Genomic DNA, 13,194 nt, shown 5'->3' on the forward strand with positions numbered 1-13,194 from the left:
TCATCAATCCTCCGCTAACCAAGTACGTAATAATTTTGCGAACTCATCCGGATTAGACGCGGCGAGTTTCTCAAGCTGTTTGCGTTTGACCGCACCATCGCTTGTATCTTCTGTTGAGAGTTCAGGAATTTCGGTTTCGATCGGCGTCCATTCCTCAAGTTCTTCGATTTCATTTTCTCTCCGTCGACGCATGAGGAGAATGACTGCTCCAATGACGAGGATTGCTGCACCACCAAGCGCGAACCATACCCACATCGGTGTCGTTGTCGTCGTTTTCGTCGCCGTCGTTGTTTTAGCGAACGGTCGAGACATGACAACGACTTTATTAGCAAGTTCTGCATCCGTCAGCGTCGTTTTCGCATCCGTCTTCGTTAACGACGTCCGGATGATGGAATACATCATCGTTTGTAAATCCGTCTGTAATTGCGGATCGATTTGATTTTGACCTTTTGGCGGCTCGACGATGATTTGAATTCCTAAATCCCGAATTTCATAAGGAGCGNNTTCGTGATGCGATTGACTTCATAGTTGATGATGTCGTGCGTCTTCTCACTCGTATCACCGGTCGTTCCAGTACCTGCTGGGAAGTTCGTCGTCTCATTTTGTCCCGTACCTGCTGTTCCGGCATTCGCAGACCCTGTATACGCCTCTGCTACTTTTTCTGCCGATGTGACAATCCCTTCGATTTTATCGGGATCTACTGGTTCAACAAGCTTTTGTTCTTCCTGACGTTTCGTGACATCGACATCTGCCGTAACCGAAACGAGCGCTTTTTGTGGACCGAGAACGACAGACAACATTTGTTGAATCTGTTTACGTAAATCGTTTTCCGTCGTTTTTTTCAGCGCCATCGGATCTGTCCCGCCCGCTGTTTGCGTAGCGTTACCTGGCTCGTAATACGTAAAGTACTGATCCATGATCGTAATATTTTCTTCTTTTAAGTTCGGGATACTCTTTGCAATCAGATGGTAAAGACCTTGGACTGTTTGATTGTTCAGATTACTACCCGCACTAGAAGTCAAGACGACAGAAACCGTTGAAGATTCTTTTTCATCGGAGAGAAAGACGCTCTTTTCTGGAAGAGTAATCATGACTTTTGCAGACTCGATCCCGTTAACTTGTGTAATCAAGTTTTCAAGTTCTGTCTGCATCGTATCGCGTTCAAGAATATTCATTTCTTTATCTGTCGTACCAAATCCAGCATTCTCACTAAAGAAGGAATAATCAATCTGACCGGACTTCGGAATACCTGCCGTTGCTAATTCGACTTTCAAGTTTTCCACGTTTGCTTCCGGAACGAGAATCGTCACACCGTTTGCTGAGCTGACGACTTCCGACGCGATTCCATCCTCATTTAGCTTTTCTGTTACTTGCCCTGCCTCTTGAGGTGACAATTTCGAATAAAGTGGCGTCATCGTTGGTTTAGATAACCAGATAATGGCGACAATCAACGCTGCTAAAACGACGACGATGCTTCCAAGAACCATCGCTTTTTTCGCAAGTGACCACTCTTTCCATGTCGTATTCATAGCTCCGAATCGAGCTTTTATTCGTTCGTTCATTCAACATCTCCCACGCTTTCCTTAACAGTCACAGTTGCATACGCATCATTTCTTGGTATGCTTCGATGCCTTTGTTTCGGACTTCAAGGGCGAGTTGCATAGAAAGCGATGCCTCTTCTGTTTTAATCATGATGTTATGTAGATCCGTCGTCTTCCCTGTCGCTAGGTCGACACGCGCTTGAGATGAGGCTTGCTGTGTTGCATTCAGTCCGTTCATCGCCTCGCTGAGCACCTCACTGAAATCACTTGGTGTCGTCTTCGCGATTGTCTGAGTGGGTAAGACCATTTGCATGTTTTGAATAGGTTGAATTGCCATCCCGTCATCTCCTCTATTTATTTACCGATCTCCATCGCTTTGACGAGCATCGCTTTTGTTGCATTTAAGGCCGTTACGTTCGCTTCGTATGAACGTGTCGCTCCCATCATGTCGACCATTTCTTTCAATAGATCGACATTCGGCATCTTGACGTATCCAAGTTCATCCGCATCTGGATGCGTCGGATTATATTCTAATTTGAACGGTTCAGGATCTTTCTTCAATTCGCTGACCGTGACCCCATTAGCAGTTTCTTTTAAAACAGCAAGTTTCCTCGCATAGGGTTGCCATTGACCGTTGACAAGCTCACCACGTGTCGTTTGAGCATTGGCGATGTTTGCTGAGACAGTATCCAGTCGTAAACGCTGGGCAGTAAGCCCAGACGCAGATGTATGAAAGCCATTGAACATACTCATCGATTATTTTCCTCCCCGGATGACAGACTGGATACCCGAGAACTTACGATTCAATTGCTCCACGAGCGCCTCATACTCAATTTGATTGCGTGATAATTCAGACATCTCAAGATCGATATCGACACCGTTTCCATCATTACGCATCGTATTTGGTCGATCGACGATACTACCGGTCGTTCCGATTGTTGCATGACGTTTTAGGCTCATCTTCATCTCTGAATCGAGAACATCTCCAAACGCCACTCGCTTCGCCTTATAACCCGGTGTATCGACATTCGCGATATTTTTAGCAATAACTTCTTGTGCCATGACCGTTCGATTGACGACTTGCGTCATCAAACTGTAGTCAGACCCTAACCAATTCATGTTCTTTCCTCCACTCATGGAACTAGTATTCGAATTTGCGACAAATATTAAGTCATTAGTAACACATCTGAAATAATTGAAACAAATAGGTCAATGTTTGAAAAGAAGTTTTTTGAAAAATAGGGTAATGAGATGCTAATTTTCTGTTTTTTATTCCCTTTTCTTATAAAAATGATAAATAATACCTAGTCAAACAAAAGAGACCTAGTACTTTACTAGGTCTCTTATTTATTAATAGCCATTTTCTATTTTTAGTTTGATTTAATTCGCTCTAATTCATATAGGAAGTTATCATTTAAGATTTTAATATACGTTCCCTTCATACCAAGCGAACGTGACTCGATGACTCCTGCACTTTCGAGTTTACGAAGTGCATTGACGATAACAGAACGCGTAATACCGACACGATCGGCAATTTTTGAAGCGACAAGTAGTCCTTCATTACCCTCGAGTTCTTCGAAGATATGCTCGATTGCTTCGAGTTCTGAATAAGATAACGAATTGATCGCCATCTGAACGACTGCTTTCTTACGTGCCTTGTCTTCCGCTTCATGAGCCTTCTCACGAAGGATTTCCATCCCAACGACTGTCGCCCCATACTCTGCAAGCACGAGGTCTTCTTCGTTGAAGTCTTCCACCATACGGCCGAGGACAAGCGTACCAAGGCGTTCTCCACCACCGATGATTGGTACGATCGTCGTTTTCGACGTTTCGAACGTATCACGGTTGTCGACCGGGAATGCCGTATGTTCGCTGTCGATGGCAATGTTTGCTGTCGTTTCAGTGACGTTAAAAAGTTTTTTCGTGTAATCTTCCGGGAATTGGCGTTCTTCCAAGAAACCACGGACCCGGTCATTTTCGATTTGTTGCTTAATTGCGATACCTAGTAACTTACCGCGTCGACTTACGATGAATGTGTTCGATTCCATGACTTCGCTGAGCCGATCAGCCATGACCTTGAAATCAACATGTGTGCTTGCTTCTTGTTGTAACATCGTATTCAACTTCCGCGTTTTCGCCAATAAATTCATTTTTTCTTCCTCCACTTTATAAGATGAACTGACTTAAGTCTCGATCATCTGCTACTTTTCCAACACGATCCGTCACGTATTGTGGCGTGATCGTTACATCCGTTTCAGGCATGTCTGCTGCTTCGAAGGATAATTCTTCAAGTACGCGCTCCATGATCGTATACAAGCGCCGCGCTCCGATATTATCCGTCTCATCGTTTACCTGTGCAGCAATACGTGCAATTTCACGAATGGCCTCTTCTGTAAAGGTGACATGAACGTGCTCTGCCCCTAGTAATGCTTTATATTGTTTGAGTAATGCTTGATTCGGTTCAGTTAAAATTTTAACAAAGTCATCTTCCGTCAAACTGTCGAGTTCGACACGGATCGGGAAACGACCTTGGAGTTCAGGAATTAGATCAGACGGTTTCGCCATATGGAATGCACCGGCAGCGATAAACAAGATATGATCCGTCTTGACTGGTCCATATTTCGTGACGATCGTCGATCCCTCAACGATCGGCAAAATATCTCGTTGAACACCTTCTCGTGAAACACCTGCTGAATCATGTCCCTTTGTCGCAATCTTATCAATCTCATCAACGAAAATGATGCCCATTTGTTCTGCACGGCGGACCGCTTCGTCATGAACTTCATTTAAGTCAAGCAATCGTTCCGCTTCTTCTGCTGTCAAAATCGGACGTGCTTCCTTAACAGTAAGCTGGCGCTTCTTCGTTTTCTTCGGCATGACTTGTCCAAGCATATCCTGAAGATTTGCGAGCCCCTCCATGCCTTGTTGTCCGGAGAATAAATCAACTTGACGTTCTTCAACATCGACCTCGATCATTCGATCTTCGAGTTGACCTGTCAGCAATTGCTGACGGAGTAGCGAACGATCAGCTGTCGCTTCCGATGTATCTGGCTCTTGCTGCTTCTGGTTCCCACCGAACAACATCTCAAACGGATTCGTACCACCACCGAGACCAGTTGACGCTTTTTTGCCAGACAACGCATCAACGATTCGTTCGTTCGCCACTGCCTCCGCCCGATCTTTAAGCGCTTCTTTTTTCTCATCTTTGACTAGACGTAGAGACGCTTCCACAAGATCTCGCACCATCGATTCTACATCGCGACCGACATATCCTACTTCCGTGAATTTCGTCGCTTCGATTTTAACGAACGGCGCTCGGACGAGTTTCGCGAGACGTCGCGCAATCTCTGTTTTTCCGACACCGGTAGGTCCGATCATCAGGATATTCTTTGGCGTGACTTCATCCCGCATCGATACATCGAGTAATTGTCGACGGTATCGATTACGTAAAGCGATCGCCACCGCACGTTTAGCATCAGCTTGTCCGATGACATGTTCATTCAACTTCTCGACGATTTGTCTTGGCGTCAATTCATGCATGGTCATTGCCTCCGATCGTTTCTAAGATGATTTGATCGTTCGTAAAGACACAGAGTTCTCCAGCCGTCTCAAGCGCCGCACGAGCGATTTCTTCTGCCGTGAGATGACTTGCGTGTCGAGCTAACGCGCGACCTGCAGCCAGCGCATAATTACCACCTGAACCGATCGCAAGAATGCCGTCATCCGGCTCGATGACTTCTCCGTTTCCGGATACAAGTAACAGATGTGTTCCATCCATGACGAGTAAGAGTGCTTCTAGTTGACGCAACATCTTATCGCCTCGCCATTCCTTCGCCAGTTCAACAGCTGCCCGTTGTAAGTTCCCGTTATACATTTCAAGCTTCGCTTCGAATTTTTCAAAGAGTGTAAACGCGTCCGCGACACTTCCAGCAAATCCGGCAATGACTTTGCCACCATAGAGGCGCCGTACTTTTTTCGCACTTTTCTTCATGATGACCTGGTTTCCGAAAGTCACCTGTCCGTCTCCACTCATCGCGGATTGTCCGTTATGTTGAATCGCAAAAATCGTCGTTGCATGAAACATCAATGTTTCCTCCCTTAGGCACGAGGATGTGCTTGTTGATAAACATGTCGTAATCGTTCCGTTGTTACGTGTGTATACTGACCGGTCGTCGAAAGAGATGCATGTCCAAGTAGCTCCTGGACCGCTCGCAAATCGGCTCCTCTTTCTAGCAGATCCGTCGCGAAACTATGACGAAGCGCATGGGGTGTCACATGTTTCCCAACGAGTTGTTCCCCTTTTTTCATGATTTTCCGAATCGCATCCGTCGTCAATCGACGCCCTGAATGAGACAAGAACAACGCTTGCTCATGACCTGCGATTGGATCTCGTGATGGTAAGTACAGTTCTAATGCATCTTTCGCAAAGGTTCCAATTGGCGCAATGCGCTCTTTCCCACCTTTTCCATACACGTGGACGTAGGAATGATCAGTTGCGAGATCACGAAGATCCAGTTGAACGACCTCGCTGACTCGCATACCCGTCGCATATAAAAGTTCCACTAACGCGACATTCCGGTTACCAAGCGTATCACTCGATCGAAATGCATCGAGGAAACGTTCATATTCCGTTGGGACAAGGAATGTCGGAAGTCCTTGTTGTCGTTTTGGTGCTTTTAATCCATCAAATGGATTAGGTTCATCGGTGTCACGTGTCAAAAAACGACCAAATTGTTTGAGGCAGGAAACTTTTTGTGCAATCGTCGCCCGCGCCAGCTCCTGATCGTAAAGAGCATACAAATAACGCCGTGCACTTGCCAATTCAATCGATCGTAATTGATGATCGCGGCAAAAAGCGGCGTATTGTCGAAGTGTTTGATCATAAGAGCGACCTGTATTCGGAGATAATTGACGTTCAATATGAACATACCGCATGAAATCTTCTAGCAGTCGCTCAAAAGCAGTGTCTATCCCCATGAATGCGCCCCCTTCTGACCATTTCATTCTCGAATCGCCCTTAGCATAGCACAGACCAAGTAGTCTGACAATAGACCAAAAACCGAAAAATTAACGAAATTATCGCGCTTTTGTGACAAATTAAGAAATGGGGAGAAAGAGCGCTGAATCACGCCTTTCTCCCCATCAACAATCACATATCCGTGAAATCTTTGATTGCTTCAAGTGCTCGCTCTGCGTAGAGCGCATACTTCTCAGGTTTTTTCATCCGAACCGGATGACCGACGAGTGCTGGTACCAATCCGAAGTTGGCATTCATTGGCTGGAAGTTCTTCCCTTCCGTCGTCGTGATATAGTGCGACATCGCACCCATCATCGTTTCCTGCGGGAATGTTACCGGTTCCGCCTCATTGACGAGACGTGCCGCATTGATTCCTGCCGTCAAACCGGATGCTGCTGACTCGACGTATCCTTCGACCCCTGTCATTTGACCAGCAAAGAACAAATCGTCACGCGTACGTGTCTGATACGTCGGTTTCAACAAGTTCGGTGAGTTGACGAACGTGTTACGATGCATGACACCATAACGGACGATTTCTGCATTTTCAAGACCTGGAATTAAACGAATGATCCGCTTTTGTTCGCCCCATTTCAAATGTGTCTGGAAGCCGACAAGGTTGAACAATGTTCCAGCTGAGTTATCCTGACGCAATTGAACGACAGCATATGGTCGTTTGCCTGTCTTCGGATCTTCCAGTCCGACTGGCTTCATTGGTCCGAACAAGAGTGTTTTCGGTCCGCGAGAAGCGAGAACTTCAAAAGGCATACAGCCCTCGAAGTAAATCTCTTTTTCAAATTCCTTCAGTGGAACGACTTCCGCATTGATCAGCTCATCATAGAAGAGTTGGAATTCTTCTTCCGTCATTGGACAATTCAAGTAGGCAGCTTCGCCTTTATCATATCGTGATTTCAGATAAACCTTCTCACGATCAATCGTGTCTCCATCGAGAATCGGTGCCGCTGCATCGAAGAAGTATAGGTAATCTTCACCTGTGAATTGTTTAAGTGATTCCGATAAGGCCGCACTCGTCAACGGACCTGTCGCGACGATCGTCGGACCATCTGGAATCGCTTCGATTTCTTCATGATGGACAGTAACGTTCGGATGGTTTTTCAACGTTTCCGTCACATATCCTGCGAAGTCATGCCGATCGACAGCAAGTGCTCCACCTGCTGGAACGCTCGCTAAGTCTGCCGCTTTCATGATCAAGGAATCGAGCTGACGCATCTCTTCCTTTAATACACCGACTGCATTCGTCAACTGATTTGCCCGAAGTGAGTTCGAACAGACGAGTTCTGCGAATTGGTCTGTATGGTGTGCGGGTGTCTGTTTGACTGGCCGCATTTCATATAAATCTACTTGTACGCCGCGTTTTGCAAGTTGCCATGCTGCTTCAGAACCTGCAAGTCCCGCGCCGATTACCGTTACACGTTTCAACGGTCATTCCTCCTCTTGCTCCTGATCGATGCGTGTTTCATGATGTCCACAAGATGTACATTCTACTTTCACACCGTTCTTGATTTTCTTTTGTACCATCATACTGCTACATACCGGACATGGTTCTTCGACCGGTTTATCCCATGAGACGAACTCACACTCCGGATAGTTCGAACAACCGTAGAACAAACGTCCTTTTTTACTACGACGTTCGACGATGTCGCCCGTTCCACATGTCGGACACTTCACACCAATCTCGACTTGGATCGGTTTCGTGTTACGACACTCTGGGAAGTTCGAGCACGCCATGAACTTACCATAACGTCCCATCTTGATGACCATCGGATGACCACAGACTTCACAATCTTCTCCAGCCGGTTCATCTTTGATTTCAATCTTCTCGATCTCTGCTTCTGCTCGTGTCAGACGTTTCGCAAAGGATTTATAGATTGGATCGACGACTTCCGTCCACTGCATGTCGCCTTTTTCGATCGCATCGAGTAAAGCTTCCATGTCTGCCGTGAACTGGACGGTGATGAACTCCTGGAAATAGTCGCTGATCATATCGATGACGAGTTCACCGAGTTCCGTTGGTAAAAACTTTTTCTCCTCGAGTGTCACATAACCCCGTTTTTGGATCGTATCAAGTGTCGGCGCATACGTCGACGGACGACCACTTCCGAGTTCTTCCATCGCCCGGACAAGACGTGCTTCCGTATAACGTGGTGGTGGTTGAGTAAAGTGTTGTTTCGGTTCAATCGCTGATCGTTTCAACTCTTCCCCTTCATCAAGTGGAGGAAGTAGTCCTTCCTTGACGTCTGTGACGGCCTCATCATCGGTATCTTCGATGTAAACCTTCATGAAGCCTGGGAATTTAACAGTTGATCCGTTCGCACGGAACATAACATCGTTCGAGACAAGGTCAATTTTGACGGTATCGAGAATTGCTGGCGCCATCTGACTTGCGACGAATCGTTCCCAGATCAGTTTATATAAACGGAATTGGTCACGCGATAGATACGATTTAACGAGTTGTGGCTCACGCATTGTCGAAGTCGGGCGAACCGCTTCGTGCGCATCCTGTGAGTTCGCTGATTTCTTTTCTTTGCGTTTTTCACTTGCGATGTATTCTTTTCCATACGCCTGCTCGATGAACCCGTGTGCTTCGAGGTTCGCCGATTCAGACGTCCGTGTTGAATCGGTACGCATATACGTGATCAAACCGACCGTACCTTCTTTTCCGATCTCGATTCCTTCGTATAGCTGTTGTGCGATCATCATTGTCTTCTTCGCTCGGAAATTTAGTTTACGTGCTGCTTCCTGTTGCAAAGAACTAGTCGTAAACGGTAACGCTGGATTCCGTTTCCGCTCTTTTTTCGTGACGGAATCAACTGTGAAGTCTTCTGAGAGTTGATTCAAGATTTGATCGACTTCTTCTTGCGAATGAAGTTCACGTTTCTTACCATCGACTCCGTAGAAGTTTGCTTCGAGCTTTTCACCGTTTGCATCGAGTTCGAGTTTGATTGTCCAGTATTCTTCTGGCATGAACGCATTGATTTCTTGTTCCCGGTCGATAATCATCTTAACGGCAACCGATTGTACACGTCCTGCAGATAAACCTTTTTTGATCTTCTTCCATAATAACGGACTCATGCTATAACCAACAAGGCGGTCCAAGATACGACGTGCTTGCTGTGCATCCACAAGATCATAATTGAGCTTGCGTGGTCGCTTGAACGAATCCTTGATGGCATCTTTCGTGATTTCATTGAAGACGACGCGGCACTCTGTTGATTCATCAACGCCTAATGCTTTGGCTAAATGCCATGCGATCGCTTCCCCTTCACGGTCGGGGTCGGCTGCGAGATAGATTTTTTGTGCTTTTTTCGCAGCTGTCTTGAGTTCTTTTAAGACCGGACCTTTACCACGGATCGTGATATATTTCGGTTCATAGTCATGTTCGACGTCGACTCCCATTTGGCTTTTCGGCAAGTCAATGACGTGCCCCATCGACGCTTTCACGGTATAGTTGGATCCGAGATAACGTTTAATGGTTTTTGCCTTAGCGGGTGACTCGACGATTACTAGATATTTTGCCATTGCAATCGCTCCCTATTAGAGGCGTACTCCGTATTTTAATCTCACTTATCATAGTAGTCTCGATTCCCATTTGTCAACGTTCAGCCGAATAGTTTTTGAAACTTCTTCCGGATCAAGGAGTGGAATCGCTCCTTCTGCGATCAATTGATTCGTTCCGGCAAAGAACGTTTCAGTCGGACACCCCGGTAAACAATAGACATCTTTTCCTTGATCGAGCGCGTGACTTGCTGTGTTCATCGTACCACTTCGTTTTGCTGCCTCGACGATGATCAACGACGAGGACAAGCCGGCAATAATCCGATTTCGTTCTAGAAATTGAAATTTTTGAATGGGTGTGCCAGGTGGATATTCGGAGAGAAGAAGACCATTCGAGAAGATACGTTCAAAAAGAGCAGCATGGGAAGTAGGATATAGACGATCAAGTCCGCCGGCCAGAACCGCAATTGTTGTCTGTTGATGTTTTAAGGATAGACGATGGACGAGGGCATCGATGCCATATGCGCCTCCGGAAACGGTGGCGAGATCTGGATGAAAGAAGGGTTGTAGAAAATGCATGCGGGAAAGGTGTTGCGGTGAGGGAGTTCGACTACCGATGATACTGATGCGTGGAAGAGTTAGGCGGGACGGATCACCGCGGTAAAAGAGGGCATAGACAGGTTGAGGAATCGTCAGTAGTACGGTTGGAAACAGTGGATCTCCTTTAACTAGAATCGACTCTTCGATCCGATCAAGTTGCAGTGCTTGTTCATATCGTTTTCGAAGCCGATTTGAAACGGGTAATTCATGACTTGGAACGATTCCGAACTGTTCAATCAATTGAACAATCGGATACGGTACCTGACACATGGCGAAGCGGACATACAGTTCTCGATTCATGAGATCAACGCTCCTTCTTTAAGCTTCTTATTTATATAGAAGAAAGCCGTCCTGATTTGATCAGGACAGCTCTTTTTTTGATTTATTTGACTGTGCTGTTCGTCACGCACTCGTCATAGATCCCTGCTTCTTTGATGACACGGATTAACGTCTCACCAATGACAGCTGGTGTTTCTGCCACTTCAATTCCGTTTGCACGGAGTGTCTTGATTTTTTCAGCAGCTGTTCCCTTACCGCCGGAAATGATCGCACCTGCGTGACCCATCCGTTTACCGGCAGGAGCCGTTTGACCACCAATGAAACCGATGACTGGCTTCGTCATGTTCGCTTTGACCCACTCAGCCGCTTCTTCTTCCGCTGTTCCACCGATTTCACCTAACATGATGACGGCTTTTGTTTCTGGATCTTCATTAAACGCTTTTAGTGTATCGATGAAGTCTGTTCCATTGACTGGGTCGCCCCCGATACCGACAGCTGTCGATTGACCGATGCCTGCCGTCGTCAATTGATGAACGGCTTCATACGTCAACGTTCCAGAACGCGAAACGATTCCGACATGTCCCGGTGTATGGATGTATCCTGGCATGATACCAAGTTTTGCGACACCTGGAGTGATGACGCCTGGACAGTTTGGTCCGATAAGACGAACTGGCTTGCCCTCAAGGTAACGTTTTACTTTAACCATATCAAGGACTGGAATACCTTCCGTGATACAGATGATCAATGCGATGTTCGCATCTGCTGCTTCCATGATCGCATCTGCTGCGAATGCTGGTGGCACGTAGATAATCGATGCGTTCGCACCTGTTTTGTCGACCGCTTGTGCGACCGTATCGAAGACAGGAACACCACCAAGTACTTCCGTACCGCCTTTTCCTGGTGTGACACCACCTACGAGGTTTGTTCCGTAGTCGATCATCTGTTCACCATGGAACATCCCTTGATTACCTGTAATCCCTTGAATAATGACTTTCGTCGATTCGTTCACCCAAATACTCATCTTTAGCTCCCCCTTACTTCACGAGCGCAGCAATTTTTTCTGCGCCGTCTGCCATTGATGTAGCTGCTGTAATCGCTAGACCTGAATCTTTGAGAATTTGTTTTCCTGCATCAACATTCGTCCCTTCAAGACGAACGACGAGCGGCAATTCGAGACCGACTTCTTTTGTCGCCGCAACGATACCTTCTGCGATGACGTCACATTTCATGATTCCACCGAAAATGTTAACGAAAATCCCTTTAACGTTCTCATCCGACAAGATCAGTTTGAAGGCTTCTGTTACCTTCTCCTTCGTCGCACCACCACCGACATCAAGGAAGTTCGCAGGATCACCACTGAAGTGTTTGATGATATCCATCGTTGCCATGGCAAGACCAGCACCATTGACGAGGCAGCCGATATTTCCATCGAGCGCGATGTAGTTCAAATCACTCTTCGATGCTTCGACTTCGCGTGGATCTTCTTCTGTTTCATCACGTAACGCCACGATGTCCGCATGACGATATAATGCGTTCGAGTCGAAGTTCAACTTCGCGTCCAGCGCGAGAACTTCGCCATCCTTCGTCGTAACGAGTGGGTTAATTTCTGCGATTGAACAATCCTTGTCGACGAAGAAATTATAAAGTTTCGTGACCATACCGACGAACTTGTTGACGAGCTTCACAGGAACACCCATTGCGAACGCAAGTTTACGCGCTTGGAATCCTTGAAGACCAACTGCAGGATCGACGACTTCTTTAATGATTTTTTCCGGTGTCGCTTCCGCCACCTCTTCGATGTCCATACCACCTTCGCTTGATCCCATGATGACGACACGTCCTGTCACACGATCAAGTACGATTCCAAGATAGTATTCTTTATCAATCGCACAGCCTTCTTCGACGAGAAGACGTTGAACGACTTTTCCTTCGGGACCTGTTTGGTGCGTGACGAGCGTTTTGCCGACGAACTCCGTCGCATATTCCTTCACTTCTTCTTGCGATTTCGCAAGCTTGACGCCACCTGCTTTACCGCGTCCCCCCGCGTGAATTTGAGCTTTAACGACTTTAATCGGGCCTGACAATTGTTCTGATGCATCGACCGCCTCTTCGACGGTGAAGGCTGCGATTCCGTTTGGTACGGGTACCCCGTACGAACGAAGTAATTCTTTTGCCTGATACTCATGTACATTCATGAAAAAATCCCCCTTAACCCCTTTAGTTTCGGCTCTTTCATTGTAGTTA

General features: G+C 46.5%; 14 protein-coding genes. All 14 read right to left on the reverse strand.

Translation table 11 applies throughout. The features are described 5' to 3' along the window. Positions 1 to 3: 3 nt before the first annotated feature. Positions 4 to 402 (reverse strand): hypothetical protein, encoded by a 399-nt coding sequence (locus tag B4F99_RS14620; protein WP_290759246.1) that lies wholly within the window; start codon positions 400 to 402, stop codon positions 4 to 6. A 74-nt stretch (positions 403 to 476) separates the two neighbouring features. Then, complete coding sequence (gene fliF, locus B4F99_RS14625) at positions 477 to 1,562, reverse strand: flagellar basal-body MS-ring/collar protein FliF (RefSeq protein WP_290759249.1); 1,086 nt, start codon at positions 1,560 to 1,562, stop codon at positions 477 to 479. Positions 1,563 to 1,590: 28 nt separating this feature from the next. Then, on the reverse strand, positions 1,591 to 1,878 hold the full coding sequence (fliE, locus tag B4F99_RS14630) for a flagellar hook-basal body complex protein FliE (RefSeq protein WP_035406973.1): 288 nt from the start codon (positions 1,876 to 1,878) through the stop codon (positions 1,591 to 1,593). A gap of 17 nt (positions 1,879 to 1,895) precedes the next feature. Next, a complete protein-coding gene (gene flgC / locus B4F99_RS14635) occupies positions 1,896 to 2,294 on the reverse strand; it encodes a flagellar basal body rod protein FlgC (protein ID WP_035406970.1) in 399 nt (132 codons plus the stop codon). 3 nt (positions 2,295 to 2,297) lie between these two features. Then, entirely contained in the window at positions 2,298 to 2,660 is a 363-nt protein-coding gene (flgB, locus tag B4F99_RS14640) for a flagellar basal body rod protein FlgB (protein ID WP_290759251.1), read from the reverse strand. 251 nt (positions 2,661 to 2,911) lie between these two features. After that, entirely contained in the window at positions 2,912 to 3,691 is a 780-nt protein-coding gene (codY, locus tag B4F99_RS14645; protein ID WP_023468725.1) for a GTP-sensing pleiotropic transcriptional regulator CodY, read from the reverse strand. A gap of 16 nt (positions 3,692 to 3,707) precedes the next feature. Next, positions 3,708 to 5,081 (reverse strand): ATP-dependent protease ATPase subunit HslU, encoded by a 1,374-nt coding sequence (hslU, locus tag B4F99_RS14650; RefSeq protein WP_290759253.1) that lies wholly within the window; start codon positions 5,079 to 5,081, stop codon positions 3,708 to 3,710. Beyond that, positions 5,074 to 5,625 carry an ATP-dependent protease subunit HslV gene (gene hslV, locus B4F99_RS14655; protein WP_023468727.1) on the reverse strand — a complete coding sequence of 184 codons (552 nt, stop codon included), beginning with the start codon at positions 5,623 to 5,625 and terminating at the stop codon, positions 5,074 to 5,076. Before hslV ends, hslU begins: the two co-directional genes overlap by 8 nt. A gap of 14 nt (positions 5,626 to 5,639) precedes the next feature. Further along, on the reverse strand, positions 5,640 to 6,545 hold the full coding sequence (locus B4F99_RS14660) for a tyrosine recombinase XerC (protein ID WP_251137861.1): 906 nt from the start codon (positions 6,543 to 6,545) through the stop codon (positions 5,640 to 5,642). A gap of 145 nt (positions 6,546 to 6,690) precedes the next feature. Then, positions 6,691 to 7,995: an FADH(2)-oxidizing methylenetetrahydrofolate--tRNA-(uracil(54)-C(5))-methyltransferase TrmFO gene (gene trmFO / locus B4F99_RS14665; protein WP_023468729.1), complete on the reverse strand. Its 1,305-nt coding sequence runs from the start codon at positions 7,993 to 7,995 to the stop codon at positions 6,691 to 6,693. 3 nt (positions 7,996 to 7,998) lie between these two features. Next, the gene (topA, locus tag B4F99_RS14670; protein ID WP_290759259.1) at positions 7,999 to 10,095 is read right to left on the reverse strand and encodes a type I DNA topoisomerase; all 2,097 of its coding nucleotides are present in this window, start codon (positions 10,093 to 10,095) and stop codon (positions 7,999 to 8,001) included. Positions 10,096 to 10,143: 48 nt separating this feature from the next. After that, positions 10,144 to 10,971, reverse strand: coding sequence for a DNA-processing protein DprA (gene dprA / locus B4F99_RS14675; protein WP_290759262.1), 828 nt, complete (start codon positions 10,969 to 10,971; stop codon positions 10,144 to 10,146). 82 nt (positions 10,972 to 11,053) lie between these two features. Further along, positions 11,054 to 11,971, reverse strand: coding sequence for a succinate--CoA ligase subunit alpha (gene sucD / locus B4F99_RS14680; RefSeq protein ID WP_035406957.1), 918 nt, complete (start codon positions 11,969 to 11,971; stop codon positions 11,054 to 11,056). 13 nt (positions 11,972 to 11,984) lie between these two features. Beyond that, positions 11,985 to 13,145, reverse strand: coding sequence for an ADP-forming succinate--CoA ligase subunit beta (gene sucC / locus B4F99_RS14685; protein ID WP_290759265.1), 1,161 nt, complete (start codon positions 13,143 to 13,145; stop codon positions 11,985 to 11,987). Between the last annotated feature and the right edge of the window lie 49 nt (positions 13,146 to 13,194).

The sequence above is a fragment of the Exiguobacterium sp. UBA3491 genome (assembly GCF_002377745.1).
Classification (GTDB): Bacteria; Bacillota; Bacilli; order Exiguobacteriales; family Exiguobacteriaceae; genus Exiguobacterium_A.